We start from the raw sequence: 25,715 nt of genomic DNA, 5'->3' as shown, positions 1-25,715 counted from the left end.
CTAAAGTGGTGGCATCGCATACTTTTTGTCACGAGCCGCCCTATGTCGATCCTTGCTGTGTCTGCTGGCGTCGTCACCGCCGTTCGAGGTGAAGCGTTCATCCGCTCCCCTCAAGGCGATCTGGTCCCCGTGAAAGTGGGCGACACTGTCCAGCCCGGTCAGGTCATTCTCGGCCCCACTGGTGAGGTTATTGAAACCACGCCCACCCCCGCAGCACGTCCGGTTGACCTGACGGCCGAGGTGGATCAGGCCATCGCCAACCTCGATGCTGCCCCGAATGAAGAGGACGCGCCTGCCGCCGGCTTGACCGGTGGCGACGGCGCCTCGCTGGGGCAGGGTCTGCGAGTGGACCGAGTCAGCGAGAGTGTTTCGCCGCAGGCCTTTGCATCGGCCGGTGGCACCATCGCCGATGGCAACGATCCTCTGGCCGGCGCGCTCACCGACCAACGCCCCCTGGCCACGACGGAAGCAGAGCCGCCTGCGCCACCCGCACCACCTGCCAGCTTGCCCTTCCTCGTGGTGTTCGGTCAGGACGCGGTCGAGGGCCAGGCCAGCGAGTTCACCGTTACCTTGACCCAGGCGCCGGCCAATCCCGTCACCGTCAGGCTGGAACTGCTGCCCGGCAGTGACCCGGTGGACGCCGCCACGCCGGGCGTGGACACCGCTGCGGCGCTCGAATACTTCAACACCGTCACCCAGCAGTGGGCGCCGGTCACCGGTGACCTCACGTTTGCCGCGGGCCAAACCGCGATCCAGGTACGCGTGGCCACGATGGACGACACCGAGGTCGAGGGCGTCGAGTTCATCCAGCTCAAGGCCACGGTCGTGAGTGGCGAAACCGCCAACTCCTTCAACTCGAACGACGCCGCCATCACTGACAACGACAAGCCCTATCTCGTCGTGTACGGTCAGGACGCAGTCGAAGGGCAGCCGGTTGGGTTCACCGTCAACCTGACTCAGCCGTCACCCGGTCCGGTCACCGTCAAGCTTGACCTGCTGGCCGGCAGCGACCCGACCACGGCCGCGACGCCCGACGTCGACACCCTCGGCCCGCTCGAGTTCTTCAACAGCGCCACCCAGCAATGGGAAGCCGTGACCGGTGATCTGACCTTTGCCGCCAGCGAGACCCAACTGCAGGTGCGCGTGGCCACGTTTGACGACACCGAGATCGAGGGTGTCGAGTTCATCCAGCTCAAGGCGACGGTCACCAGCGGCGAAACGGCCAACCCCTTCAACTCCAACGACGCGGCCGTCACCGACAACGACAAGCCCTATATGGTGGTCTATGCGACCGACGCCATCGAGGGTGAAGCCGCTCACTTCACGGTGAACCTGACGTCCGCCGCTGCCGACGTCGTGGCCGTGACCCTGGCGTTGCAGCCCGCCGATTCGCCCAGTGACGCTGCGCAGCCAGGACTCGATTCGTCGACCGACCTGGAGTTCTTCAACGTGGCCACTCAGCAATGGGAGGCCGTGAGCGGTCCGCTCAGCTTCCAGCCCGGTGAGACCCAGATCGAAGTGCGCGTGGTCACCTTGGAAGACATGTACACGGAGCCGGTGGAATACCTCCGCCTGCAGGCCACCGTGGTGCAGGGCGAGGTGATGAACCCTGTCAACTGGAACGATGTGGCCATCACCGACAACGAAGGCCGCGCGGTCACTGGTACCTCGGGCGATGACGATGTGCTCGGTCAGGCCGGGAACGATGCGCTGCAAGGCTTGGCTGGCGACGACGTGCTGATCGGTGGTCGGGGCGACGATCGCCTCAACGGGGACGATGGCAGCGATGTGTTTGCGTGGCGCCTCAGCGATGTCGTCAATGGCCACACCACCGTGGACAGCATTGAAGACTTCGACGTGGCGGCGCACGCGGCCGGCGGCGATGTGCTGGACCTGCGCGATCTGCTGCAGGGCGAGCACACCGACGGTGGCACGGGCAACCTCACGCAGTATCTGCATTTCGACACCAGTGGTGCGAACACCCTCATCCAGATCAGCGTGAACGGCGATCTGGTCAATGGTCAGGGCAGCATCACACAGGAAATCGTGCTGGAAGGCGTCAACCTGCGCACCGACATGGGCCTGGATGCTGGTGCCGGAGATGGCTTGGTCATCGCCAAGATGCTCGCTGACCACAAGCTCTGGGTGGATGCGGCGTGAGCGCAGCCTGAGCGAGGAAGGGGGCGGGCGTAGCGTCTGTCCCTTCAATACAAAAGCCCGCTTTCGAGCGGGCTTTTGCTTGAGTGCTTGGGGCTCAGTCGGAGGTTCAACGCAGTTTCGATTGCGGCACCGTCTTGAGGTCGCTCGGCAGGGAGGCGATGTGTTGCGCCAACTGCTTGAGCTCCTTGGGCGTGAAAGCCAGCACCTGCGCCGCCATGATGGGGTTGGCGCGCCCGATGTTCGGGTTGTTGGTCGTGTGATACGCCTTGAGCGCCACGTACAGGTAGTCGGCATGCTGGCCGCCGAGCTTAGGGTAAGACGGGTCGATGGGCTTGTTCAGGTTCTCGCCATGGCACGCCACGCAGTTGCCTCGGGTCAGCAGTGCCTGCACGTCCGGGCTGGCTGCGCCTCCCTTGGCGGGACTGGGTGGCAAATCCTGCCCGTGTGCGGCGTAATAAGCCGCGAGGTCGGCAATGTCCTGGTCGCTCAGCGAGGTGGCAATGGCCTTCATGCTGGGGTGCTTGCGGTCACCCTTGCGGTAGGCCGTCAGGGCCGCGGCAAGGTAGGCGGCGTTCTGGCCCGAAATCTTGGGCACCTTGTGCACCTCGGGAAAGCTGGACTGGTAGCCCGGGATCCCGTGGCAGCCAATGCACATGGCGACCTTGCTGCGTGCCGCTTGGGCATCTCCCGCTGTGACGTTCTGGGCGCATGCGCCAAACGACAGCAAGGCTGCGGAGGTCAAGACGCCGAAAGAACGAAGCAGGTGAGGCAGTGTTTGCATGGCGGGCAGTGGAAAATGGCTGCTGAGTGAAACACGGGCGTGCAACCCATTATTGGGGCTCCGCCTATACTCGAACACAGTAGCAACCCTGTTGAGTCAGCGCATGAAATTCCAAGGTACCGATCAATACGTCGCCACCGATGACTTGAAACTGGCCGTGAATGCGGCCCTCAAGTTGCAGCGGCCCTTGCTGGTCAAGGGTGAGCCGGGCACCGGCAAAACGATGTTGGCCGAACAGGTTTCCGAAGCCCTGGGCATGCCGCTGCTGCAGTGGCACATCAAGTCCACCACCAAGGCCCAGCAAGGCCTGTACGAGTACGACGCCGTCAGCCGCCTGCGCGACAGCCAGTTGGGCGACGAGAAGGTACGCGACATCCACAACTACATCGTCAAAGGCACCCTGTGGCAGGCTTTCGAGGCTGAGCAGCAGGTCGCCCTGCTCATCGACGAAATCGACAAGGCCGACATCGAGTTCCCCAACGACTTGCTGCGTGAACTCGATCGCATGGAGTTCTACTGCTACGAGACTCGCCAGCTGATCCAGGCCAAGCACCGCCCCCTGGTCATCATCACCTCGAACAACGAGAAGGACCTGCCTGACGCCTTCCTGCGCCGCTGCTTCTTCCACTACATCCGCTTCCCGGATGCGTCGACGATGAAGCAGATCGTTGAGGTGCACTTCCCCCACATCAAGCAGGACCTGTTGCAGGCCGCCATGCGCCACTTCTACGAAGTGCGCAACCTGCCGGGCCTCAAGAAGAAGCCCAGCACTTCGGAGCTGATCGACTGGCTCAAGCTCCTGGTGGCCGAAGACATCCCGCTGGAAGTGCTGCAGGCCAAGGATGAGAAGGTCAGCGTGCCGCCGTTGGTGGGCGCCTTGCTCAAGAACGAGCAAGACCTCAGCCTGTTCGAGAAACTGGTTCACATGGCCCGCCACAACCGCTGAGGCTCGGGCGGGCGTGGTGGTCGGCCACGCTGGAACTCAGACGTGCGGGGCGTCAGGCATGGCGGTGGCGTCCCTCAGGGGGCGGACACCACCATGTTGCGCCCGCCTTCCTTAGCCTGATACAGGGCTGCGTCCGCGCGCCGCAGCAGCGCCTGCAGCGATTCCTGCGGGTCGTTGGCGCAGACCAGCCCCATGCTGATGGTGACCGTCACCGCGGCATTGTCCCAGTTGATGGGGCGTTCGCACACGCTTTCACGCAGGCGTTCGGCTGCCAGCAGGGCGCCTTCGTGCTCGGTGTGGGGCAAGAGCACGCAGAACTCCTCTCCGCCATAGCGCGCCACATGGTCGACTTCGCGGGCCTCGGCCTGCAGGCGTCGCGCCACCTCAATCAGGACCCGGTCGCCGGCCGGGTGGCCGAGGCGGTCGTTGACGCGTTTGAAGTGGTCGATGTCGATCAACAGGATGGCGAAAGGCTGGTTGAAACGCTCCAGGCGCTGCGCTTCGCGCTCGAGCAGCGTTTCGATGGCGCGCCGGTTGAGCAAGCCGGTGAGCCCGTCGTGCAGCGACATGTGTTCGAGTCGGGCTACCAGGCGCATGACCACGATGTAGCCCAGCACGAAACTGGTCAAGATGGACAGCGTCACACTGAGGAAGGTCAGCACAAACTGCCGGGTGTCGAGCGGGCTTTGTAGCCAGGGCCACGGCCAGTGAGGCAGCAATTGGTTCAGACCCGTGACCGCGGCGCCCAGGGCCACGGTGACGAACATCAGCGTGGCGGCCCAGGCCGTGCCGCGCTTGAACTCCTGGCGCAGCGGGTGGAAGATCTCGCGGGCGCTCCACAGCATGGTGGCGGCGACCACGCACGCGCTGACGACCACCCCGGCCGTCTGCCAGCCCAAGGGGACGCAGACCAGGATGTTGAACACCATCAGCGCCATGCTCAAGGCCAGCTGGCGGGTCTCGGCGTGAGGCAGTTTGAGGAACACCTGCAGGCCCTGGCGCAGCCAGATGGCGCCCAGCGCCGCCAGCGAACAGGCGGTGAGCACCCGGAGCTGGGCGGGCCCGCTGCCGGGCACCAGCATCAGACACAGGGCCACGCCGTTGCCCAGCGTGGCGATCAGCCAGTAGCGCGCCGCGCGGCTGGACAGCCCCATCCAGGTCCCGGCCGTCCACCACAGGCCCGTGGTGAGCGTGTGGGTCAGCAGGACAAAGGCCAGCAGCAAATGGCGAGTTTCCATTGGGGGCGGGGAGTTTCTGGGTTGCCAAGAGGCCCCAGGCTTTCGTTTGGGTTAATCCGAGGTGAAAATAGCGCAGCGACTTTCTGGAAAGCCCATGCTCATCGATTTCTTCTTCGCCTTGCGCAACGCCAAGCTGCCGGTCACGATCCCGGAGTACCTGAGCTTGCTCGAAGCGATCAAGGGTGAGGTCATTGGCCCCTCGGTCGACGAGTTTTATCACCTGGCGCGCATGACCCTGGTGAAGAACGAAACGCATTTTGACAAATTTGATCGCACCTTCGCCACGTACTTTCAGGGGGCCACCCAGGCCATCGACCTGACGCGCGAACTGCCGCTGGAGTGGCTGCGCAAGAAGTTCGAGCGCGAACTGAGCCCGGAAGACCGCGCCAAGATCGAGGCCATGGGCTGGGACAAGCTCATGGACCGCCTCAAGGAGCTGCTGGAAGAGCAGAAGGAGCGCCACGAGGGCGGCAACAAGTGGATCGGCACGGGCGGCACCTCGCCGTTCGGGGCCTATGGCTACAACCCCGAAGGCATCCGCATCGGCCAAGACCGCTCGCGCCACCGCAGCGCGGTCAAGGTCTGGGACAAGCGCGAGTTCAAGGACTACGACGACACGATCGAGCTCGACACCCGCAACATCAAGGTGGCCTTGCGCCGCCTGCGCAAGTTCGCGCGCCAAGGTGCGGCCGAGGAGCTGGATCTGGATCACACCATCCAGGCCACGGCGGCCAATGCCGGCATGCTGGACATCAAGATGGTGCCCGAGCGTCACAACACCGTGAAGGTGCTGTTGCTGATGGACGTGGGCGGCTCGATGGACGACCACATCCACCGGGTGGAGGAGTTGTTCTCGGCGGCCAAGTCCGAGTTCAAGCACCTGGAGTTCTATTACTTCCACAACTGCGTCTACGACTTCATGTGGAAGAACAACCACCGCCGCTATACCGAGAAGATCCCGACCTGGGACATCCTGCGCAAGTACAACAAGGACTACAAGCTCATCTTCGTGGGCGACGCCACCATGAGCCCGTACGAGATCTTGCAGCCCGGCGGCAGCGTGGAATACAACAACGAAGAGCCAGGCGCGGAGTGGATCGGGCGGTTGACGAACGCCTTTCCGAACCACGTCTGGATCAATCCGGAGCCGCCTGGGGTGTGGAACTACCGCCAGAGCGTTTCCATCATGCACCAGCTGATGGGGGGACGCATGTTCCCCATGAGCCTGCAAGGGCTCGAAAGCGCCATGCGTTTGCTGAGCAAATGAGCCAATTGGGGTCCGTGAAACCGGGGTTGTGGCCTGCGATCGCCTTGTGGCTGAGCGCGGTGCCCCTGTGTGCCACGGCGCAAGGCGCGGCGCCCCCTGGGCCGGTTTCGCCGCTCACCCCTTCGGCGCCCACCACACCAGTGTCCCCCGCGCCGGCCGCGTCCGCGCCGGAGGTGGAGGACGCCGATGCTGCGCCCGCCACGGTGGTCACGCCACGCCGGCGTCTGCCGCCGCTGGTGTGGCAACTGAAGGTCGACGCCCCCGAACCACTGGATACCTTGCTGACGCAGCACCTGGAGCTCGCGCGTTTTCAGCGTGAACTCGTTGGCAACGATGCCTTGCGCATCAGCCGCAACGAACTGCGCCGCCTGGTGATTTCGGCGCCCGACGAGGCGCGCAGCCTGCTCGAAGCCGAAGGCTATTTCGGTGCCCAGATCACGACCCGGGTCGATGACGAGGTGGAGGGCAAGCCGGTGGTCGTCACGCTCAAGGTGGTCCCCGGTGAGCGCACCCGCATCAGCAAGGTGCAGATGATTTACGAAGGTGCGCTGGATGTCGCGCTGTCCGATGGAGACCCGCGGGCGCAATCCTTGGTGGACAGGCTGGCCGCCGAGTGGGGCCTGCCCGTGGGTGAGGTGTTTCGCCAGAGCGTGTGGTCGTCGGCCAAGAATGGTGCCTTGGCGCGGCTGCGGGCGCAGGGGTATCCCACGGCGTCGTGGAGCGGGACCTCGGTGACGGTGGATGCGACCGCGCGCACGGCCAAGATCTTCCTGGTGGCCGACTCGGGGCCGGGCTTCGTGTTCGGTGACATCCGCGTCGAGGGTTTGCACCGGCAGCCGGCGTCGGCCGTGTTGAACCTGGCGCCGTTCAAGAAGGGCGACCCCTACGAGGAAAAGATGGTGCTCGACTGGCAGGAGCGCATCCAGAAGCTCAACCTGTTCGAGAACATCTTTGTGACCACGGGGTTTGACCCCACCCAGGCCGATGCCACGCCGGTGGTGGTGCAGTTGCGTGAGTTGCCCTTGCAGGCCGCCACCGTGGGGGTGGGGGCGAGCAGCGATACCGGGCCGCGCGTGTCTGGCGAGCATCTGCACCGCAATGCCTGGGGCCTGGGCTGGCAGGCCAAGACCTCACTGCAGATTGGTAAGCGCGAGTCGCGTGGACAACTGGACCTGACCTCCCACCCCTGGCCAGGGCGCGTGCGGGGCCTGGTGTCGGGGCAGGCCTCGCGCTTGCTGGACAGCGACGATGCCGAGACGAGCAGCCAGCGCGTTCGGGTCGGTGTGCTGGAAGAAGGCGAACTGCATGAGCGCACCCACTATCTGGCCTACCAGCATGCGCGTGTGACCTCGCGCGACCAGGTGGTGGTGTCGAACGCCTCGGCCTTGAGTGGCACCACGCAATGGATCTGGCGTCATGTGGACAACCAGGTCCTGCCCACAAAAGGCTTCACCAGCCTGGCGGAGCTGACCCTGGGCCAGACCTACTCGGCCCTCAATGACACCGGCACGTTCTTGCGGGCCTATGGCCGGGTGACGGCCTACCAGCCCTTGCCGGCCGACTGGCACCTGACCGCACGCGCTGAGGCGGGGCAGGTGACGGCGGGCGATGCGGTGAGCGTGCCGGACACCTTGCTGTTCCGCGCGGGCGGGGATGACTCTGTGCGTGGCTATGCCTACCGCTCTTTGGGCGTGACGCGAGAAGGCGTCATCACCGGGGGGCGTGCCTTGGCCACCGGAAGCGTGGAACTGGCGCATCCGATCGTCAAGCGCATGCCCAGCTTGCTGGGCGCGGTGTTCGTGGACGTGGGCGATGCGGCTGAGCGCATGGGCGATCTGCGGCCCAATGTGGGTTATGGCGTGGGCGTGCGTTGGCGCAGCCCGGTGGGCATGTTGCGCCTGGACCTGGCACGGGGCACCGAGACCGGGCAGTTTCGGGTGCACTTTAGCGTGGGGATCAGCCTGTGAGCGAGGCGCCTGACATGCCCGACCCGGTGCCGAACCCACCTGGAAATGCGCCTGCGGACACACCCGTGGCGACGCCGCGTCGGCGCACGGCGTGGCGCTGGTTGTGGGTGCCGCTGTCGGCGGTGGCCGTGGTGTTCTCCCTCTTGGTGGCCGTTTGGGGCCTGGCCCACACCGAGTGGGCCACGCAGCGGCTGTTGACGTCGCTGTCTGGCGTGGGCGTGCGGGTGACCGCACCCCAGGGAGCCTTGCTGGGCAACTTTCAGGCCGAGCGCGTGGAGGTGGACCTGCCGCGAGGGGGCTTGTTGCATCTGGAGGCGCCGGCCTGGCAGGGTTTGACGCTGGTCCCTGATCTGGAGGTGGGCTGGTGGATGGGTGTGCGCGCCCAGGGTTTGCAGGTGCGCCAAGCGCGCCTGAACTGGGTGGCCGGCCCCCCATCGCCAGGACCGACCCAGGCCCCCCGCAATCTGAGCTTGCCGGTGTCGGTGCACCTGGGGCGCGTGGAGGTGGGGGCATTTGCCAGCAACCTGCTGGGCGCCGTGCCTTTGACCGGGCTGGACGCGGCGGTGGCACTGCACGACGGGGTGCTGCCCACGCGCCATCGCATCCACTTGCAGCATCTGGCCTGGGGCGATTGGCAGGTACAGGGCAAAGCCGATGTGAACGTGCGCGGTCGCATGGCGGTGGACGCCGCATTGCAGGCCTCCGGCGCGGTGTCGAGCGACCTGAAGGGCCGTGCCGATGTGCGGCTGAAGGGCGCGTTGACGGACCTTGGCGTGACTGCGCAGGCGCATTTGCAGCGTGCCGATCAGGCGGAACAGGCGGTGGACGTGAGCGCCCAGGTGCAGCCCTTTGCAGCCTGGCCGGTGTCGCGTCTGAAGGCGAGGCTGGAGCGCCTCAATCTGGCCGATCTGCATGCAGGATTGCCGCGCACGGCCTTGCAAGGCACGTTGGACATCGAACCGCAGGGGGCCACCCGCAGGGGGCACACCGATCTGTTGGGGCGTGTGAACCTGCACAACAGCTTGAGCGGTGCCTGGGACGCGCAACGCTTGCCCGTGGCGGACTGGCAGGGGACACTGCGGATGGCGAAGGCCACCGAGGCCCGGTCGGTTGACGATGTGCTGGACGCCCTCCAGGTGGACTGGCAACTGGCTTTGCCTCGCGTGCGTGGCAAGGAGCACGCAAAGGTGCAGCTGAGCGGTGGCTGGGGTCAGGGGCGCAGCCTGAAGCTGTCAATGGCGCAACTGGAGCCCCAGGCGCTGCACAGCCTGGCGCCTGCCTTGCAGCTGCAAGGCGATCTGACCTTGGTGCCGGGAAGTCAGCCAGAGGGGGCAAGGTCCTCGTGGCGCGACACGGCAGCCACGCTGACGGCGCGTTTGAAGGGGGCGTACGGGCCGGAGCATGCCACGCCTGAGCGCGCGAAAGCCATGCCGCCGGGCATGCGCCCGGTCGAGGCCACGGCCGAGGCCCACTATGCACCCGGGCTGGTGAGTGTGACGCGTCTGGCCCTGAACTCTGGTGAGGCGAGTGCGGTGCTCAGTGAGGCGCAGTGGCGCTGGTCTCAGGCGGGGGCAACCCGGCCAGACGAACCCGCAGGACAGGGCGCAGCGCGAGCGTCCGCGCCCGCCGCGCCGGCTTGGCAAACGAAAGGGGCGCTGAATGTTCGCTCCTTTGATCCGAGACTGTGGTTGCCGTGGCCGACGGAGGCCAGCGGCCGCCATCAGCTGTCTGCCCAGGCGCAGTTCGAGCTGGACGCCGACTGGCGCGGCAGCTTGAATGCCCAGCTCGCGCCCAGTTGGCTGGCCGGGGTGCCCCTCAAGGGCACGGTGCAATGGCAGTCGCCGCGTGAGCGTCAGGTCATGAGCCTGAACCTCGACCTCGATGCCGCTGGCAATCTGGCGAAGGCACAGGTGCAACTGCCTTGGCAACCGGGGGAGGCAGGCCGGCCCGAGGTGTCCGCATCGCCGCATTGGCAGGCGCAGGTCAATGCCACCACCTTGCAGAGCCTGCAACCGCTGGCTGCCCTGGTGGGCGCGCGACAGCTGTCAGGTGAGGTGACCTTGAACACCCAGGGCCTGGGCCTCTGGCCTCGGGTGAGCAGCGAGGGGCAGGCCCGTGTGAGCGGTCTGCGCTGGGTGCCCAAGGAGGGGGAGGGCGTTGCCGTGGCCTCGGTGCAGGCAGACTGGGGGCTGGACATGCGCAACCCGACCTCACCGGTCAAGGCACAAGTCCAGGTGAGCCAGGTGCGCGCGGCCAGCGTTGAGTTGATGGAGGCCACCCTGCGCCTTCACGGCTCGGTCCAGTCTCACCAAGGTGAGGCGCATGCCACCTTGACGCGCAAGCCGCCCGTGCAGCCGAGCACAGACGAGAGCACGGCCCCGCCCAAGCCCGAGCGACTGAGGCTGGACCTTGCGCTGCAAGGCGGATTGACCTGGACCGACGCAGTCCATGCCTGGCAGGGCCGCATTCAGGACTTGGCCATCCACTTGGGTGAGGCGCCGGGCCGCGAAGTGGCGCGCTTGCAGCCCATGCCGGTGCAATGGCGGCAAGATGCCCGCGCCGAGAGCGTGACGCTGGGCAGCACCCGCATGAACCTGATGGGCGCTGTGCTGCACCTGCGCCAAGGTGCCTGGACCTGGGCCGACCGACATCGCGATCCGGTGGGTGTGGCCGAGATGGACATGGAACTGGAGGCCTTCAACCTGCCCGAGTTGCTCGGGCGCTGGCAGCCACAGGCGGGCTGGGGCGGCGACTTGATCCTGAGCGGCGACATGAAGCTCAAGCACAGCCGCCAGGAGCCCTGGCGGGTGGATGCCACCGTGCAGCGCAAGTCGGGCGACCTTAGCCTGTCGGAGCCCACCATCGAGGGCAACAGCGCGCAGCGTCTGGGTATTCGGGAGGCCAAGGTGCAACTGCAGGCACGTGAGGGTGTCTGGACGCTGACCGAGTTGTTCGAGGGGCGCTCCCTGGGCAAACTGGTGGGGCGTCAGGTGGTGCAGGCTCAGAACCCGATTGCGGGGCCGCAGGGCAGCGACCCCTTGCATGGCGAACTGGACCTGACCATCGGCAACCTGCGCCCCTGGGGCACCTGGATTCCTGCGGGCTGGCGTGTCAGCGGTCAGGTGCAGGCCAAGGCAGAGTTGGCCGGCACCTTGGGCGCTCCGCGCTACAGCGGCCAGATCGTGGGGGAAAACCTCGGCGGCGGGCAAGCCTTGCTGGGCGTCAGCCTGAGCGAGGGCAAACTGCTGATGTCGCTGCGGGGTGATTTGATCGTGTTGCAGCATTTCGAAGCTCGCGGTGGCGCGGCGGGTGGTCTGATCACTGCGCAGGGGCAGGGCACCTTCGGCGAAATCCCGCAGGCGCGCTTGAGCCTGACGGCCGACCGCTTCCCGCTGTTACAGCGGGTGGACCGGCGCCTGGTGGTCAGTGCGAACATCAATGCCGCTCTGGGCACGGAGACGATCGAGGTGGACGGGCGCGCCAAGGTGGACGAGGGCCTGATCGACATCAGCCAGTCCTCGGCCCCCACGGTGGGCGACGATGTGACGGTGGTCAATCGCCCGGCGAACGCGCGCCCGGTGGGTGAAGGGGCCGATGCGGCTTCGCAAGGTGGCCCCAAGCGCACACCGCAGCGCAAGCTGATGGCCGATCTGGACGTGGACCTGGGTCAGAATCTGCGCATCAAGGGCATGGGCCTGGATGCCCTGTTGAAAGGCGCACTCAAGGTCACGACCCCTTCAAACCGCCCCTTGCTCAACGGCATCATCCGCGTTGAAAATGGCACCTATGCAGCGTATGGGCAAAAGCTCGTGGTCGAGCGCGGCACCCTGGCCTTCACCGGCCCGATCGAGAACCCGCGCCTGGACATCCTGGCCATGCGGGCGCAGTCGGCGGTGGCCAGCAACAGCGATGTGAAGGTGGGGGTGGCCATCACCGGGACGGCGCAAGACCCGCGCATCCGCCTGTATTCGGAGCCGGCCATGTCCGAGACGGAGAAGCTGTCTTGGTTGGTGCTGGGTCGGGCGCCCACAGGCCTGGGCGGTGCTGACATCGGCCTGCTGCAGACTGCGGCCGTGGCGCTTCTGTCCGGCGAGGGCTCGTCGCCGTCGGACAACCTGATCGGCATGCTGGGTCTGGATGAGTTTTCGGTGCGCCAGACCGATGGGGCGGTGCGCGAAACCGTGGTCAACGTGGGCAAGCAGGTGTCGCGCTATTGGTATGTGGGCTACGAGCGCAACCTCAACGCCACCGGCGGCAACTGGCAACTGATCTACACCCTGGCGCGGCGCTTCACCCTGCGCCTGCAGGCCGGTGTGGACAATGCGGCCGACCTGATCTGGTCCTGGCGCTGGGACTGAGCGTCGGCCCGGCGAACCGCTCGTGTGTGACCGGGCTCAGTGTCCGGCGCTGTGGGTCAGCTTCTTGTGGATCTGGCGGGTGCCCCACCACACGCCCGCCAGCACCAGCGGGATCAGCGCGCCGGCCAGCATCTCCGGGTTGAGCGGCAGACCGGCTGCCTTGCCAGCCTTGCCCACGTACAGAATCAGGCTGACCACGTAGTAGGCAATGGCCGCGATCGACAGGCCTTCCACGGTGGATTGCAGACGCAGTTGCAGCTCTTGGCCCTTGGTGAGCTTTTCCAGCAGCATCTGGTTTTGCGACTCGGTGGCAATGTCCACCCGCGTGCGCAACAAGGCGCTGGCCCGCTCCACCCGCTGTGACAGCGAGCTGAGTCGCTGCGAGGTGGCCTGCACCGTGGCCATGGCCGGTGACAGGCGGCGCAGCATGAACTCGCCCACCGTCTGCGTGCCGGGGATGGGCGTTTCATGCAGTTGCTCAATGCGCTGCACGACCAGGCTGTGGTACGCCATGGTGGCCGAGAAGCGGTACATGTGCGTGGCCGTGGCGCGCTCGATGCGCGCTGCCAGGCCTATGAGGGTGTTGAGCAACTCCTGGTCCGAGGTGTCGGCATTTTCCATGCGTGCCATGATCTCGGCCAGTTGGGATTCGGCCTGCATCAGCAAGGGGCCCATCTCCTTGGCCACGGGCAGGCCGCGCAAGGCCATCAGGCGGTAGGTTTCCAGCTCCAGCAGGCGCTGCGAGATGCGGCCCACGCGCAGCTCGGTGGTGCCGGGCGGCGAGATGACCAGCAGGTGTTCGAAGCCGCTGTCGCGCAGGCGGAAGTCGGTCATCACGCAGGAGCGCCGCAGACCCAGCAGCGAGGCCATGGTCTCCCGCCCTTCGATCCACGACTCGCTGGTCTGGCGCATGCTTTCCAGGTCATCGACATCGCCTTCGACCATGGCCATCATGATGGCGGCCACGGTGCGCCCGGGGATGGTCGCGAGCCACTGGGGGGCTAGCACCAGGGAGCGGATCAGTGTGTCGTCGTCGCCATGGGCGAGGGCGTCTTCCGGCAGGGCCTGTACGAGCGAGTAACGGGTGAACTCGGTGTGGCGCTCCCACTTGAGCGTGTGGTTGGCAAAGCGCAGGCGCTGGAAGTTGCCCGACAGGTGCTCGAGCGTGAGGCCTTCCTGGCCGGGGAGCTGGCGCAGGTGCTGCCACTCCATCTCGCGCGTGATGCCCTCGTTGAGCACGGCCACGTATACGACCAGGGCCGGCATGCGGATGCGGGCCGACGGGCGGGCGTGCACCTCGTTGTGCAGCACACGGCGCTGCGCGTCATCCGGGGGCAGAACCCGCAGGGAGGGCGTGCTGAGGTCAGCGGGGGTGACAGCGGTGGGCGCGACAGAGGGCATAAGCGGGGGCGGTCAGCGAGGCGACAGTGTCAGATTGTCCGTGAAACCACAGCGCGCATCGGCCCGCCGCCCCCCTGAAGTTGCAGGGGCGACGGGCTGATGCGAGCCCGGGGCGGGGCGGATCTTGGCGCCGCCGCGGCGTCAGTCCAGCGCCACCTGCATCTTCAGCCACCAGGTGCGGCCGGGTTCGTTGATGCGATAGGTGGTGTCGTAGCCACTGACGTTCGCGCCACCCCGGCTGATGGACTCGGCGTAGGTCTTGTCAAACAGGTTGTCGATGCCCGCGCTGAGCTTGACCGCCTTGCTCCAGGCATAGCTGCCGTTGAGCGAAGCCACGCCGAAGCCACCGGTGCGGCCCAGGTCTTGCCCGACGATGTTGCCTTCGTTGACGGCATAGCGGTGTTGTGACGCCACCAGGCGCAGCAGGCTGCCAGCCGACCAGGCGCCATGCTGCCAGTTCAGGCCCAGTCGTGCTTCCAGCGGTGGGATTTGACCCAGGGCGCGGCCATCGGTGCGGTTCTGGCCGTTGACGTAGGCCAGGCTGCCGAGGGCGGTCCACTGGGGGGTGAACTGGTAGTGCGCGCCGATTTCGCCACCCCAGGTGCGCGCGTCAACGTTGCGGGCCACGGTGGTGCTCCGCATCCCCTTGACGACGTTCGACTGGATCAGGATGTAATCCTGCACCTGGCTGACGTAGGCCGAGGCAAAGGTGTCCCAGGGGCCTTGCTGGTGGGTCACGCCCACGTCAATCTGGGTGGTTTTTTCCGGGTTGACGCGGTCGAATGCACTGATGCTGGTCAGCGACTCCTTGCTGAACAACTCCCAGTAGTCGGGCGCGCGCTCGGTGTAGCCCAGACCGACGTAGCTTTGGGTGTGTTCGCCCAGGTCCTGCTCATAGCGCAGGAAGCCGCTGTGCAGGGTCTTGTCGCGTGTCTGGTTGGCCGTGGGGTTGGCGCCCAGGTTCATCATGCCGCTGCTGAGGGTGGTGCGGCGGTCACGTGCTTCCCACTGGTCCTGACGCAGGCCACCCACCACGCGCTGCTCGTTGCTCAGCACGTGGGTGACTTCTCCGAACAGGCCCAGGTTGTGGAAGCGGGCGTCTTCCATCCGTGTTTGATTGGCGTAAGAGTTCACCAGATCCCCACCCATGCCACTCTTGCGCAGGGTGTGGATGTTGGCCTGCTGGTCCACGCCCAGAACGATCTTGTGGACATCGTCAGGGCGCAGGGTCACGGCGATACGCCCCCCCGTGGTCTCACGATCCGGGTTGGACGTCATCGGTGTGCCGGTGGGCGTGCGCAAGGTGTAGTTGTCCATCACGTGGTCCACATAGTTGTAGTAGACCTGTGCCTCGACGGCGTTGAGTACGCCACTCATGTGGGTCTTCTCGAACTTCAGGCCCACATTGCTGCGGTCAAACTTGCTGCCGTCCATGCTGCGGTCGGCATAAGCAGCCTTGGCCCGGCTTTCGATGGCGGACAGCTCCAGGCGGGTGTGTTCGTCCGGCGTCCAGCCGATGGCAGCGCTCAGGCTGCGGCGGCGGTAGGCCGAGTTGACCTGGGTGCCGTCGCCATCTTCGTAGTCGCCCGAGGCGGCTTCGGTGGCTTGTACTTGCACGTAGCCCAAGGGGGTGCCGGCCTTGGCGTCCACATAGGTGTCGTAGCGATTGAAACTGGCACCGGTGACGGCGGCCTTGAACTCGGCGCCGGGTTGTCGGAAGTAGGTGGGCTTGCGTTCGAACAGCACGGTGCCTGCTGAGGCGCCGGGGCCGTGTTCGACCGATTGCGGGCCCTTGATCAGGCTGACCTTGTCGAAGGTGTCGGGGAAGACGTAGGCCGTGGGTGGGTCCATGCGCATGCCGCAGCCGCCCAGGATGTGTTCACCGTCGATGAGGATGTTCAGGCGCGAAGCGGCCATGCCGCGGAACAAGGGGTCACCGTCGGTGCCGCCTTTGCGGATCACGCTCATGCCGGGAATGGTCTTGAGCAGGCTGGCGCCATCGTTGGCGGGCAGAGGCTGCTGCGGGTCACGCGGGTTGAACTGGGTCACCAGCGGGGTCTGCATGGTGGGGGCCGTGATCACCACAGGGGGCAGCACGGCCAACTGTGCGTCAGGCGCGGTGGTGCCGGGCGTGGATGAGCCGGCCAGATCGGCCTGAGCGAGCGCGTGGAAAGGGAAAGCGGCAGCGAGGGACAGCGCCAGGACGGTCGGGCGGAATGAGGTCGACATGAAAGGTCTTTCTTCGTGTGCAAACGACGTCCACGCGAACCAGCCACAGGCCGACTCGCGCGGGTAACAAAGTCAAAAGCAAATCAAGCGAAGAAAGGTGGGGCGCGGGTGCGCGCGTGCCGCAAGTCGGGGGCACGGGGCAGGATGCCGGCTGAGCTGCTCGGCGGGGTGTCGTGCTGAGGGCGCAGAAGCGCGACAGCCAAGGTGGGGGAGGGGGCCAGGGCGGGACCGCTGGCTGCCAGGCAGAAGGGGCAGTGCTGCGCGGCCGAACCCGTGCCGGTGGCAGGGTCCTGGGTGCCACGGGTGCCCCCGGTGGAGGAGCAGATGTCGAGCAGGCTGGGCGCTCCTGCCAGTCGCTGCACCATGTGCCAATTGCTGACACCCCCAGCCAGCAACTGCGCGCACAATGCCAGCAAGCCCAACCAGGCGGTCAGGCGCGTGCGGTGGCGCAGCGTGTGGATCAGGGGTGACATGCGTGCATTCTAGGCAGAGGTGGCTGGGCGCCGAACTGATGTGTGTCAAAAATCCGCCTGTGGTATCTTTGCTTGTATACCCTGCACCGTATGAGGTCTGTGATGTCACCACCTTCAATCACTCTGTGCCGCCGAGCTTGGCTGGTATGTGCCATGTCCGCGTTGGCAGCCTGTTCGCAGGCCGCTGATCCGGCCGATGCGGTGAGCGTCGCTCAGGCACGCGATGCACATCAGAGCGGGGCGGCGGTGCTCATTGACATTCGCGAGCCACATGAGCACGCGCAAGGCGTGGCGGCGGGGGCGCGTTTGTTGCCGATGAGTCAACTGGCACAGCGCTTGGCCGAGGTGCCGACCGATCCGTCCAAGCCCGTGTACCTGATCTGCGCCACGCAGAATCGCTCGCGTGCCTCCTTGCAGGCCCTGCGCGAGCGGGGGGGGCTATGGCCATGTGCGCTTTGTGAGTGGTGGCATGACCGGCTGGGTGCGCCAAGGTTTCCCGACGGTGTCGCCTGCGGGCAAGATGTGACCGAGGTTCAGCGCATGTCCACAGGTGAGTTCTGGAATCAAAAGTTTGCGGATGCGGCCTACAAGTACGGTCAGCAGCCGAATGTGTTTCTCGCCGCGCAGGCTGGCTTGATCCCAGCGGGCGCGCAGGTGCTCGTGCCGGGCGATGGCGAAGGCCGTAATGGTGTTTGGCTGGCTCAGCAGGGTCACCATGTCACCTCGGTCGATGCCTCGAGCGTGGGTTTGGACAAGACCCGTGCTCTGGCCGCCGAGCGCGGCGTGCAGGTGACCACCGTGCTGGCCGATCTGGCCGAGTGGGCGCCCCAGCCGGATTCGGTGGACGCGGTGGCGGTGGTGTACCTGCACCTGCCGTCCAGCTTGCGCCCCAAGGTGATGGCCGACCTGGCCCGTGCCTTGAGACCCGGCGGTGTGCTGATCCTGGAGGCCTTTCACCCGAATCAGCTTGGCTTGACCAGCGGTGGGCCGAAGGATGTGGACATGCTCTACACCCTGCAAGGGCTGCGTTCCGATCTGGCAGACGCCGGTCTCAAGGGTGAGGAACTGGTGGCATCGGAAGGTCCGGTCACGCTGGACGAAGGCCCGTTCCACCAGGGACCAGCGCAAGTCACGCGCTGGGTGTGGCGGCGGCAGGCCTGAGCACGGGGGCGGTGATGCCCCCGCGAGGCTCACTTCAGTTGAGCGCCCGTGGCGTCGAACACCTGCACGGTGATGGGGATGCCCTGGCCCACGCTCTGGGTCACGGTGCAGAAGGCTTCGAACTGGCTCAGGACGCGATCCAGGTGTTCGAGTTGAGCGGCCGGCACGCCCAGGTGCAGTGCGGCCGTCATGTTCAGCACACGCATGCGACCGTCGGCATTGCGGCCCACCTCAGAGGTCACCTCCGCGCGGATGGGGTCCGGTGCTTGTTTGAACTTGCGCAGCGCGAACAGCAGCGAGTCGGACAAGCAGTTGCCCACCGCAGCCGACAGCATTTGCACGGGCGAAGGGCCGGTGCCGCCGCCCAGAGGGGCGGGTTCGTCGCTGATGAGGGCAGGCATGTTGCCTTCGAACTCGATGCGGAACTGATAGTCCTGCTGCTGGGTCAGGGTGACGTGGTGAATGCCTTGGGCCATTGTGAAACCTCGTTCAGTTGAACTTCAGAAAACGTTGACGGGCAGCTTCAGGTAGTGGCGACCATCGGACTCTGCCGGCGGCAGGTGCCCCGCGCGGATGTTGACCTGCACCGAGGGCAGGATCAGGTTGGGCATGGCCAGGGTGGCATCACGAGCCTGGCGCATGGCCACGAATTCGGTCTCGGAGATGCCGTCGCGCACGTGGATGTTGCCTTGGCGCTGATCCGCCACGGTGCACATGGCTTGCGACTCGCGGGTGGCAGGCGGGTAGTCGTGGCACATGAACAGTCGAGTCTGGGGCGGCAAGGCCAGGATGCGGCGCACCGATTGAAAGAGCTGGTGCGCATCGCCGCCGGGAAAGTCGCAGCGGGCCGAGCCGACGTCGGGCATGAACATCGTGTCGCCCACGAAGACGGCATCGCCCACCACAAAGGCCATGTCGGCCGGGGTATGACCAGGCACGTGCCAGGCGGTGGTGGTCAGATCGCCAATGGTGAAGGTGTCGCCATCGGCGAACAGGTGATCAAACTGTGAGCCGTCGGTCGCGAACTCGGGCTCCAGGTGAAACAGGGTTTTGAACACGCTTTGCACGCGCTGGATGGCGCCGCCAATGGCCACCTTGCCACCCACCTGTGCCTTGACGTACGGTGCGGCAGAGAGATGATCGGCGTGGGCGTGGGTCTCCAGCACCCAGTCCACCGTCAGGTTCTGGGCGCGCACAAAGGCGATCACTTCATCAGCCCGGGTGTGCGCCGTGCGGCCGCTGCGGGCATCGAAGTCCAGCACCGGGTCCACGATGGCCGCATGCCCGCCGGCACGGTCGTACACCACATGGGTGTAGGTGCTGGTGGCCGGGTCCAGAAAGGATTGAACTTGGGGGAGCAGGGCGGTCATGGCACAAGGTTCTTGCAAAGTGGATGCTTCACTTTATTGACAAACAATATATCTGTCAACATAATGAAAATCATGAAAGTGTCCATGCCTGAAACACCGGCGGCCCAGGCCGTGAGCTTGCCGCCCCCTGATCTCGTCGCGCTGCAGGCGTCGGCCGAGAAGGCGTGCGCCTTGTTGAAGGTGATGGCGCACACCGACCGGCTGGTGCTCTTGTGCCGTCTGGCGCAGGGCGAGTTCTGCGTCAGTGCGCTCGAGGCCGATCTGGGCATCCGTCAGCCGACCTTGTCGCAGCAACTGGGTGTGTTGCGACAGGAAGGCCTGGTGGACACGCGTCGCGAGGGCAAGCACATCTACTACCGACTGGTCAGTGCCGATGCGGCGGCTGTCATGCAGGTCTTGCACAGTCGGGTGTGTGGTGCGGCGATGTCAGGCGGCACGTGCTGAGTCTTGCGGTTTCTCTTGTTCGATTTCTTTGTTGCCGTTTCAACTCAATTTGCGGAGAAAGCCATGACCCTGAGTGTTTCAACCCAGCAACTGTGTCCCGAGTTCACCGTGTGTGGACAGATCACGGTGGACGATGTGGCAGTGCTGGCCCGTCAGGGGTATCGCAGCATCATCAACAACCGTCCGGACGGTGAGGGTGGGCCGAGCCAGCCCACCAGCGCCCAGATCGAGGCGGCGGCCAAGGCGGCCGGTATGGCCTACGTGCACTTTCCGGTGGCGACCATGATGGTCACGCCCCAGCAGGTCATGCATTACCAGGCCCTGTGCGCAGATTTGCCGCACCCCATCGTGGCCTTCTGTGCCGCGGGTGGTCGCGCCAATGTGCTGTTCCAGGCCGTGGGTTGTCGCGTGGGGCGCCCTGCGTGAGCCTGTCTCAGTCCAGACCAGACCACCAGGGCGTGCGGCTGAGCAGCGGCGCACCGTGGTCCATGCCGCCCCCTTGGGTGCGCGCGTGGCGGCGTGCATGGCTGGCTCAGGACCTGACGGCGGGCCTCGTGGTCGCCGTGATGCTGGTACCGCAAAGCCTGGCCTACGCCATGCTGGCTGGCTTGCCACCGCATGTGGGCCTGATGGCCAGCTTGCTGCCCTTGTTGGGCTATGCGGTATTCGGCAGCAGCACGAGCATGTCTGTGGGACCGGCGGCCATCACGTCCTTGATGATGGTGCAGGCGCTAACGCCGCTGGCAGTGCCGGGTTCCGAGGTGTATGTGGCCCTGGCCGCCGCGTTGGGCCTGGGTTCCGGCCTGCTGATGTTGTTGATGGGTCGCTTGCGCATGGGCTTCCTGTCGCAGTTGCTGGGAAGACCGGTGGTGCAAGGCTTCACCGTGGCGTCGGCCTTGTTGATCATGGCCGGGCAGGTGGCGCCCATCCTGGGGTGGTCTTCCCTGGGTCAGACGGTGCCTGATCTGGTGGCGGGGGTGCGCCAGCATCTCGTGGACAGCAGCGGCGCCTGGCGCTCGGATGTGCAGACGGGCAGCGTGCTGATTGGCCTGGGTGCCATGGCCTTGCTGTGGCTGGGGCCGCGGGTGATGGCGCGCATGATGCGGATGGCTGGGATGCGGGATTCGGCCAGCCAGGTGGTGTCCCGCCTGTGGCCGCTGGTGGTGCTGGTGCTGGCCAGCTTCGCGGCGGCGTGGGTGAACCGTCATACCGAGTGGCATGTGGCCCAGGTGGGGGCGGTGAACGTCGAGCTCGGTGGGGCGGTGCGGGCGCTGTCGTCCTTGAGCGAGGTGCCTGTCACGGCCTTGGCCAACCTGGTCATGCCCATCTTGCTGATCAGTTTGGTGAGCTTTGTCAGCAGCATGTCGGTGGCGCAAACCTTCGCGCTCAAACACACCGAGCGTATCGATGCCGACCGTGAGCTGCTCGGGCTGGGCTTGGCCAATGTGGGCAGCGGTCTGGTGGGCGGCATGGCCGTGGCTGGCGGGCTGTCGCGCTCGGTGGTGAATGAGGCGGCAGGGGCTCGCAGCCCTTTGGCGGGTGTGTTCACTGCTGTGTTGCTGGGCGCCTTGATGCTGATGTTCCTGCCCTGGCTGGCCTGGTTGCCCAAGGCGGCGCTGGCCGCCGTCATCATCATGGCCGTGTCAGGCTTGGTGCGGTGGCAGGGTCTGCGCGACGCCTGGCGCTACGACCGGGTCGAGGCCTGGGCGTTTCTGAGCACGGCGGCCGGGGTGATGTTGTTGGGCTTCGAGTCGGGCATCTTGTTGGGCATTGCCTGGTCCTTGGGCGCCATGATCTGGCGCCACAGCCAGCCGCACATGGCCGAAGTGGGGCGTCTGCCCGGCACCGAGCATTTCCGCAACGTGCAGCGTTACGACGTGGAGTGCTTGCCAGGTGTGATGGTGGTGCGGGTGGACGAAAGCCTGGACTTCACCAACATCCAGCACGTGGAGATGGGGCTGAGCGACATGCTCAGTCGCCGTCCACAGGTGCACAGTCTGGTGCTGCTGTTGTCGGCGGTGAACCGCATCGACCACTCGGCGCTCCAGTCGCTGATCGAATTTGATGACGCGCAGACGGCGCAAGGGCGATCGCTTTACCTTGCCGAGGTGAAGGGGCCGGTGATGGACCGTCTGCATCGTGTGTCGCTTGACAAGCGGTTTGCAGGGCGTATCTTCTTGAGTGCACAGCACGCTTGGGATGCACTGCAAACCAGACAGTGAGTTTTTTAACCCAGGAGAATGAGCATGAAAGCAAACGTTGGTGGTATCGACCGTGTGGCCCGCATTGCGGCGGGTGTGGTGCTGATCGGTCTGGCCGCAACCGAGACGGTGGGTGCATGGGGCTGGATCGGCGTGGTGCCGTTGGCCACGGGCCTGAGCGGCTGGTGCCCGGCCTATCTGCCCTTCGGTCTGTCGACCTGCAAGATGAAGAAGTGATGCAAGGCCTGCGGGCCATCGATCATGCAAAACGGGCCGCGATGCGGCCTGTTTTTTGCTCTCAGGCGGGGACGCGCATCACGCGGTCGAAGCGGTGATACAGGTCTTCTCGGTGGCTGATCCACACCAGGGTGCGCCCACGAAGGTGGGCCGTCACGCCTCGAACCAGTTCGCGCTCTGATGCCAGGTCCAGGCCTTCGCTGGGCTCGTCCAGCAGTGTGATGGGCGCGTTTCGAAGCAGAGCGCGGGCAATGCTCAGGCGTCGCCTTTGTCCGCCTGACAGGCTGGCTCCGCCTTCTTCGACCCAGGTGTGCAGGCCGTCTTGCCAGCCCATCTCGCTGGGGTTGAGCCCCACCAGGGCCAGCACTGACTCTAGTTCCTCGTCGGTCGCCTCGGGGCGGGCCAGCCGCAGGTTATCGGCCAGTGTGGCCGTCTTGGCCCAGGTGAACTGCGTGGCACAGCTGATGTGTTGCCGCAAGGTGACTTCGTCCAGTTCGGACAGCGCCACGCCGCCCACTTCGATGCTGCCGCTTTGTGGCTCTGCGAAGCGGGTCAGCAACTGGATCAGGGTACTTTTGCCGCCCCCGCTTTCACCGGTGATCAGCACATGCTCGCCGTGCCGGATGTCCAGCGCCCAATCGTGGAAGACCGGGGTGTGCGCATCCCAGGCAAAGCACAACTGGTGGATGTGGATGGACCCGTCCTGAGGCTGGGGGCCATGCGCCACGAAGCGCTGGGCGGGTGCTTGTTCGGCCAGTTGTTGGACCCGTTGTGCGGCGGCGGCGGTGCCAGGCAGGTCAAGGCAGGCGCCCGCCAGCGGCAGCAAGGCCTCGGCGCAGCCCAGCAGCAAGAGCACCAGCGCGGTGATCCAAGGCCCGCTCACGCGGGAGGTGGTGGGCTCTGAGGTCAGCCATCCCAGCGCCACCCAGGCGACCAGGCCCACGCCCAAGGTGACCGCCGCGCGCAGGGCCGCGGCTCGCCGTGCACTCTGACGCTGCGTACGCAGCCAGGCATCGCTGGTCGCCAGTGTGCGGGCACGTTGCTGAGCCCAGGCTGGCGCGTGCAGGGACCAGTCTTCCAGGCCTTCGATGTCGTCCAGCAAGGTGGCGCGCAGCGTGGCGCGCTTCTCGATCAGGCTGGGCAACACGCGGCTTCCCAGCCGCCAGCCGGCCAGTGGCAGGATCACCACGGTGGCAACCAGCACGCACAGCGGCAGCCACACCAGCGCTGGAGCCACCAGCGCAAACACGCCCACCAGGGTGCCAAGCACCAAGGCGGCCGCGGCCAGGGGCATCAGCACGCGCGGGTGAAGGTTGTCGAGTGCATCGATGTCCCGCATCAGGCGGTTCAACAGGTCGCCACTGTGGCGCCCGGCCAGTTGGCTCGGAGAGAGTCGGGACAGGCGCCCGTAGAGCCAGACCCGCAGACCGGCCAGCCAGCGAAACACGCCTTCGTGGGTGGTGACCCGCTCACCCCAGCGCGAGACGGTGCGCAGCACCGCAAAGAAACGCACGCCAGCCCCAGGCATGAAGAAGTTGAACACCGCCGCTGTGGCTGGGAGCAGGCCGGCGATGGCCGCCCCCGTGAGGAAGGCGCCCGACAGGCCCAGCAAGCCCAGGCTGGCCACCAGGGTCAGCACCGCCAGGACGCCGCCGAGGGCCAGCCAGCGACCGGCGCTCGCCGGGGTCCGTACAAAAGGTGCCAGGGCTTTCCAGCCGGCTTTCACTGTCATCGGGCCGGTCATGTGGCGGCCTCCAGTTGGCCATGGGAGAGATGAAAAACGCGTTGCGCCAGGCGCAGCGGGGCAGGGCGGTGGGTCAGCAGTACCGTGGTTTTGCCTTGCGCCAGCTCGGCAATGCGGGTGACGATGGCAGCCTCGGTGTCTGGATCGAGGCTGGCGGTGGGCTCGTCGAGCAGCAACACGTCTGCGCGGCGCAGCTTCACCCTGGCCAGTGCCAGGCGGCGCAACTGCCCACCTGACATGGGGCGGCCGCCCTCGCCGAGTGGGGTGGCCAGGCCATCGGGCAGGGCGGCGAACCAGCTCTCCAGGCCCGCAAACGCCAGTGCTTCGGTCAGTTCGCTGTCGGAGGCATCTGCACGCGCCACCCGCAGATTGGCCGCCAGGGTGTCGGCCATCAAGCGGGGGGGTTGCCCCATCCAGGCCACGCGCTCACGCCAATCCGACAGGTCCAGTGTCTCGATGGCGTGGCCCTCGATCAAGACACGACCCGAGCCCGCGCGCCATTGACCGAGCAGCAACCGCAAGAGTGTGGTTTTGCCGCCCCCGCTGGGCCCTTGAATGGCGACCGTTTCTCCCGGCGCCACCTGCAAGGTGCAGCCTTGCAGGACGGGTTCACCTTCCCGATGCGAGAAAGTGACGTCCTGCAAATGCAAGGAGGGTGGGGTAGAGGGCAGCCGCACGGTACCTCCCTTTGGCTGGGGCGACGCAGCCTGAAACACCGCCATCAGCTCACCCGCGGCAGCGAGTGCCTCGGCACGGGCGTGGTAGTGCGTGCCCAGCTCCCGCAGGGGCAGGTAGAACTCGGGCGCCAGCAGCAGCACGAACAGCGCCAGGCGCAAATCCAGCTTGTGTCCGTACAGCCCGATGTCGAGCATGCCCAGCAGCGACAGCCCGAAGTACACCGCCGTGAGGGCGATCGCCACAGAGCCGAAGAACTCCAGCACGGCCCCTGACAAAAAGGCCAGGCGCAGGACACGCATGGTGCGTTGGCGGAAGCTGTCGGCCACCAGGGCCACTTCCTCGCCCATCCGATGGTGGGCGTTGAAGAGCTGCAACGTGGGCAGCCCCCGGATCAGATCCAGAAAGTGCCCTCCCATGCGTTGCAGCACCTGCAATTGCTCGGTCTGGCGCTGGCGTGCGCCCCAACCCACCAGGATCATGAAGACCGGGATCAGCGGGGCTGTCACAGCGAGGATCAGCGTGGCGATCCAACTCAAGGGCGCGACCACCGCGAGGATCATGAGGGGCGTGATCACCGCCATCCACTGCTGCGGGCGGTAGCGGGCGAAGTAGCCGTCAAGGGCCTCCACTTGCTCCATCAGCAGGGTGCTGAGGCTGCCAGCCTGCTGTCGCACCATCCAGGCAGGGCCCAGACGGTGCAAGGTGTCGAGCAAGGCCTGGCGAACCGAGTGGCGCACCGCCAGCGACAGGCGCATGCCGGCCTCTTCACGCGCCCAACCGGCCAGCGCCTTCACGGCAAAGCAAGGCAGCATCAGCAGCCAGGCTGTGCGCAGCGTTTCGAAGGTTTGGCCGGCAATGATGGTGCCGTGCAGCACCTGAGCCAGCAGTGCAGCGAGGGCAATGGTGGCGGCTGCCTGCACGGTGCCGGCTGCCATCGCCAGCATGGACCAGAGGGGATGGCGGCCGTGAAGGCGGCTCAACTCACGCAGGGCCGTGGCGTGAGTGTCGGTGTCGGTTGTGTCTGACATGCTGCATTGTGTGTGGCGATCATACGCATCTC

Annotated in this window: 19 protein-coding genes; 10 read left to right on the top strand and 9 right to left on the bottom strand. The window is 66.0% G+C overall.

Annotated elements, in window-relative coordinates:
- Positions 1 to 42 precede the first annotated feature (42 nt).
- Positions 43 to 2,160 (top strand): type I secretion C-terminal target domain-containing protein, encoded by a 2,118-nt coding sequence (locus RBT42_RS03445; protein ID WP_320362465.1) that lies wholly within the window; start codon positions 43 to 45, stop codon positions 2,158 to 2,160.
- 106 nt (positions 2,161 to 2,266) lie between these two features.
- Here RBT42_RS03445 and RBT42_RS03440 read toward each other — a convergent pair whose 3' ends face one another.
- Complete coding sequence (locus tag RBT42_RS03440; RefSeq protein WP_320362464.1) at positions 2,267 to 2,941, bottom strand: c-type cytochrome; 675 nt, start codon at positions 2,939 to 2,941, stop codon at positions 2,267 to 2,269.
- A gap of 103 nt (positions 2,942 to 3,044) precedes the next feature.
- On the opposite strand from RBT42_RS03440, the gene RBT42_RS03435 reads away from it, so the two are divergent.
- A complete protein-coding gene (locus RBT42_RS03435) occupies positions 3,045 to 3,887 on the top strand; it encodes a MoxR family ATPase (RefSeq protein ID WP_320362463.1) in 843 nt (280 codons plus the stop codon).
- A gap of 74 nt (positions 3,888 to 3,961) precedes the next feature.
- On the opposite strand, the gene RBT42_RS03430 is transcribed toward RBT42_RS03435, so the two are convergent.
- Positions 3,962 to 5,125: a GGDEF domain-containing protein gene (locus RBT42_RS03430; RefSeq protein WP_320362462.1), complete on the bottom strand. Its 1,164-nt coding sequence runs from the start codon at positions 5,123 to 5,125 to the stop codon at positions 3,962 to 3,964.
- Between the two features lie 94 nt (positions 5,126 to 5,219).
- Here RBT42_RS03430 and RBT42_RS03425 point away from each other — a divergent pair, with 94 nt between their 5' ends.
- From RBT42_RS03425 to RBT42_RS03415, 3 genes are all read left to right on the top strand, one after another.
- Positions 5,220 to 6,392: a VWA domain-containing protein gene (locus RBT42_RS03425; RefSeq protein ID WP_320362461.1), complete on the top strand. Its 1,173-nt coding sequence runs from the start codon at positions 5,220 to 5,222 to the stop codon at positions 6,390 to 6,392.
- On the top strand, positions 6,389 to 8,359 hold the full coding sequence (locus tag RBT42_RS03420) for an autotransporter assembly complex protein TamA (protein WP_320362460.1): 1,971 nt from the start codon (positions 6,389 to 6,391) through the stop codon (positions 8,357 to 8,359). Before RBT42_RS03425 ends, RBT42_RS03420 begins: the two co-directional genes overlap by 4 nt.
- A 65-nt stretch (positions 8,360 to 8,424) precedes the next feature.
- Entirely contained in the window at positions 8,425 to 12,717 is a 4,293-nt protein-coding gene (locus RBT42_RS03415; protein WP_320362459.1) for a translocation/assembly module TamB domain-containing protein, read from the top strand.
- Between the two features lie 36 nt (positions 12,718 to 12,753).
- On the opposite strand, the gene RBT42_RS03410 is transcribed toward RBT42_RS03415, so the two are convergent.
- The 3 genes from RBT42_RS03410 to RBT42_RS03400 all read right to left on the bottom strand — a co-directional run bounded on the left by RBT42_RS03410 (position 12,754) and on the right by RBT42_RS03400 (position 16,820).
- A complete protein-coding gene (locus RBT42_RS03410) occupies positions 12,754 to 14,118 on the bottom strand; it encodes a DUF3422 domain-containing protein (RefSeq protein WP_320362458.1) in 1,365 nt (454 codons plus the stop codon).
- 141 nt (positions 14,119 to 14,259) lie between these two features.
- Positions 14,260 to 16,347 carry a TonB-dependent copper receptor gene (locus tag RBT42_RS03405; protein ID WP_320362457.1) on the bottom strand — a complete coding sequence of 696 codons (2,088 nt, stop codon included), beginning with the start codon at positions 16,345 to 16,347 and terminating at the stop codon, positions 14,260 to 14,262.
- Positions 16,348 to 16,430: 83 nt separating this feature from the next.
- Positions 16,431 to 16,820: a DUF2946 family protein gene (locus tag RBT42_RS03400; RefSeq protein ID WP_320362456.1), complete on the bottom strand. Its 390-nt coding sequence runs from the start codon at positions 16,818 to 16,820 to the stop codon at positions 16,431 to 16,433.
- Positions 16,821 to 16,973: 153 nt separating this feature from the next.
- On the opposite strand from RBT42_RS03400, the gene RBT42_RS03395 reads away from it, so the two are divergent.
- Positions 16,974 to 17,981: a methyltransferase domain-containing protein gene (locus tag RBT42_RS03395; protein ID WP_320362455.1), complete on the top strand. Its 1,008-nt coding sequence runs from the start codon at positions 16,974 to 16,976 to the stop codon at positions 17,979 to 17,981.
- Positions 17,982 to 18,010: 29 nt separating this feature from the next.
- On the opposite strand, the gene RBT42_RS03390 is transcribed toward RBT42_RS03395, so the two are convergent.
- Together RBT42_RS03390 and RBT42_RS03385 are read right to left on the bottom strand one after the other, a co-directional pair.
- Positions 18,011 to 18,457 (bottom strand): OsmC family protein, encoded by a 447-nt coding sequence (locus tag RBT42_RS03390; protein ID WP_320362454.1) that lies wholly within the window; start codon positions 18,455 to 18,457, stop codon positions 18,011 to 18,013.
- A 24-nt stretch (positions 18,458 to 18,481) separates the two neighbouring features.
- Entirely contained in the window at positions 18,482 to 19,342 is an 861-nt protein-coding gene (locus RBT42_RS03385; protein ID WP_320362491.1) for an MBL fold metallo-hydrolase, read from the bottom strand.
- An 81-nt stretch (positions 19,343 to 19,423) separates the two neighbouring features.
- Between RBT42_RS03385 and RBT42_RS03380 the strand changes: the two genes are divergently transcribed.
- The 4 genes from RBT42_RS03380 (at position 19,424) to RBT42_RS03365 (ending at position 22,233) form a co-directional block, all read left to right on the top strand.
- A complete protein-coding gene (locus RBT42_RS03380) occupies positions 19,424 to 19,795 on the top strand; it encodes a metalloregulator ArsR/SmtB family transcription factor (protein ID WP_413785836.1) in 372 nt (123 codons plus the stop codon).
- 63 nt (positions 19,796 to 19,858) lie between these two features.
- Complete coding sequence (locus tag RBT42_RS03375) at positions 19,859 to 20,221, top strand: TIGR01244 family sulfur transferase (protein ID WP_320362453.1); 363 nt, start codon at positions 19,859 to 19,861, stop codon at positions 20,219 to 20,221.
- 62 nt (positions 20,222 to 20,283) lie between these two features.
- Positions 20,284 to 22,017 carry a SulP family inorganic anion transporter gene (locus RBT42_RS03370; RefSeq protein WP_320362452.1) on the top strand — a complete coding sequence of 578 codons (1,734 nt, stop codon included), beginning with the start codon at positions 20,284 to 20,286 and terminating at the stop codon, positions 22,015 to 22,017.
- A 24-nt stretch (positions 22,018 to 22,041) separates the two neighbouring features.
- Entirely contained in the window at positions 22,042 to 22,233 is a 192-nt protein-coding gene (locus RBT42_RS03365; protein WP_320362451.1) for a DUF2892 domain-containing protein, read from the top strand.
- A gap of 61 nt (positions 22,234 to 22,294) precedes the next feature.
- On the opposite strand, the gene cydC is transcribed toward RBT42_RS03365, so the two are convergent.
- Together cydC and cydD are read right to left on the bottom strand one after the other, a co-directional pair.
- Entirely contained in the window at positions 22,295 to 23,977 is a 1,683-nt protein-coding gene (gene cydC / locus RBT42_RS03360; RefSeq protein WP_320362450.1) for a thiol reductant ABC exporter subunit CydC, read from the bottom strand.
- Positions 23,974 to 25,683, bottom strand: coding sequence for a thiol reductant ABC exporter subunit CydD (gene cydD, locus RBT42_RS03355; protein ID WP_320362449.1), 1,710 nt, complete (start codon positions 25,681 to 25,683; stop codon positions 23,974 to 23,976). The genes cydC and cydD overlap by 4 nt, the downstream gene beginning before the upstream one ends.
- Positions 25,684 to 25,715: the final 32 nt, after the last annotated feature.

This window comes from Aquabacterium sp., from assembly GCF_034003525.1.
Lineage (GTDB): Bacteria > Pseudomonadota > Gammaproteobacteria > Burkholderiales > Burkholderiaceae_C > Aquabacterium.
The sequence above is the reverse complement of the archived record's forward strand: the minus strand, read 5'-3'. Positions and strand labels throughout refer to the sequence as shown.

What these genes read in the sequence shown, in the direction of transcription:
- RBT42_RS03445 (WP_320362465.1), top strand. Translation starts at nt 43, where the DNA reads ATGTCGATCCTTGCTGTGTCTGCTGGCGTCGTCACCGCCGTTCGAGGT.
- RBT42_RS03440 (WP_320362464.1), bottom strand. Translation starts at nt 2,941, where the DNA reads ATGCAAACACTGCCTCACCTGCTTCGTTCTTTCGGCGTCTTGACCTCC.
- RBT42_RS03435 (WP_320362463.1), top strand. Translation starts at nt 3,045, where the DNA reads ATGAAATTCCAAGGTACCGATCAATACGTCGCCACCGATGACTTGAAA.
- RBT42_RS03430 (WP_320362462.1), bottom strand. Translation starts at nt 5,125, where the DNA reads ATGGAAACTCGCCATTTGCTGCTGGCCTTTGTCCTGCTGACCCACACG.
- RBT42_RS03425 (WP_320362461.1), top strand. Translation starts at nt 5,220, where the DNA reads ATGCTCATCGATTTCTTCTTCGCCTTGCGCAACGCCAAGCTGCCGGTC.
- RBT42_RS03420 (WP_320362460.1), top strand. Translation starts at nt 6,389, where the DNA reads ATGAGCCAATTGGGGTCCGTGAAACCGGGGTTGTGGCCTGCGATCGCC.
- RBT42_RS03410 (WP_320362458.1), bottom strand. Translation starts at nt 14,118, where the DNA reads ATGCCCTCTGTCGCGCCCACCGCTGTCACCCCCGCTGACCTCAGCACG.
- RBT42_RS03405 (WP_320362457.1), bottom strand. Translation starts at nt 16,347, where the DNA reads ATGTCGACCTCATTCCGCCCGACCGTCCTGGCGCTGTCCCTCGCTGCC.
- RBT42_RS03400 (WP_320362456.1), bottom strand. Translation starts at nt 16,820, where the DNA reads ATGTCACCCCTGATCCACACGCTGCGCCACCGCACGCGCCTGACCGCC.
- RBT42_RS03395 (WP_320362455.1), top strand. Translation starts at nt 16,974, where the DNA reads ATGTCCGCGTTGGCAGCCTGTTCGCAGGCCGCTGATCCGGCCGATGCG.
- RBT42_RS03390 (WP_320362454.1), bottom strand. Translation starts at nt 18,457, where the DNA reads ATGGCCCAAGGCATTCACCACGTCACCCTGACCCAGCAGCAGGACTAT.
- RBT42_RS03380 (WP_413785836.1), top strand. Translation starts at nt 19,424, where the DNA reads ATGAAAGTGTCCATGCCTGAAACACCGGCGGCCCAGGCCGTGAGCTTG.
- RBT42_RS03375 (WP_320362453.1), top strand. Translation starts at nt 19,859, where the DNA reads ATGACCCTGAGTGTTTCAACCCAGCAACTGTGTCCCGAGTTCACCGTG.
- RBT42_RS03370 (WP_320362452.1), top strand. Translation starts at nt 20,284, where the DNA reads ATGCCGCCCCCTTGGGTGCGCGCGTGGCGGCGTGCATGGCTGGCTCAG.
- RBT42_RS03365 (WP_320362451.1), top strand. Translation starts at nt 22,042, where the DNA reads ATGAAAGCAAACGTTGGTGGTATCGACCGTGTGGCCCGCATTGCGGCG.
- cydC (WP_320362450.1), bottom strand. Translation starts at nt 23,977, where the DNA reads ATGACCGGCCCGATGACAGTGAAAGCCGGCTGGAAAGCCCTGGCACCT.
- cydD (WP_320362449.1), bottom strand. Translation starts at nt 25,683, where the DNA reads ATGTCAGACACAACCGACACCGACACTCACGCCACGGCCCTGCGTGAG.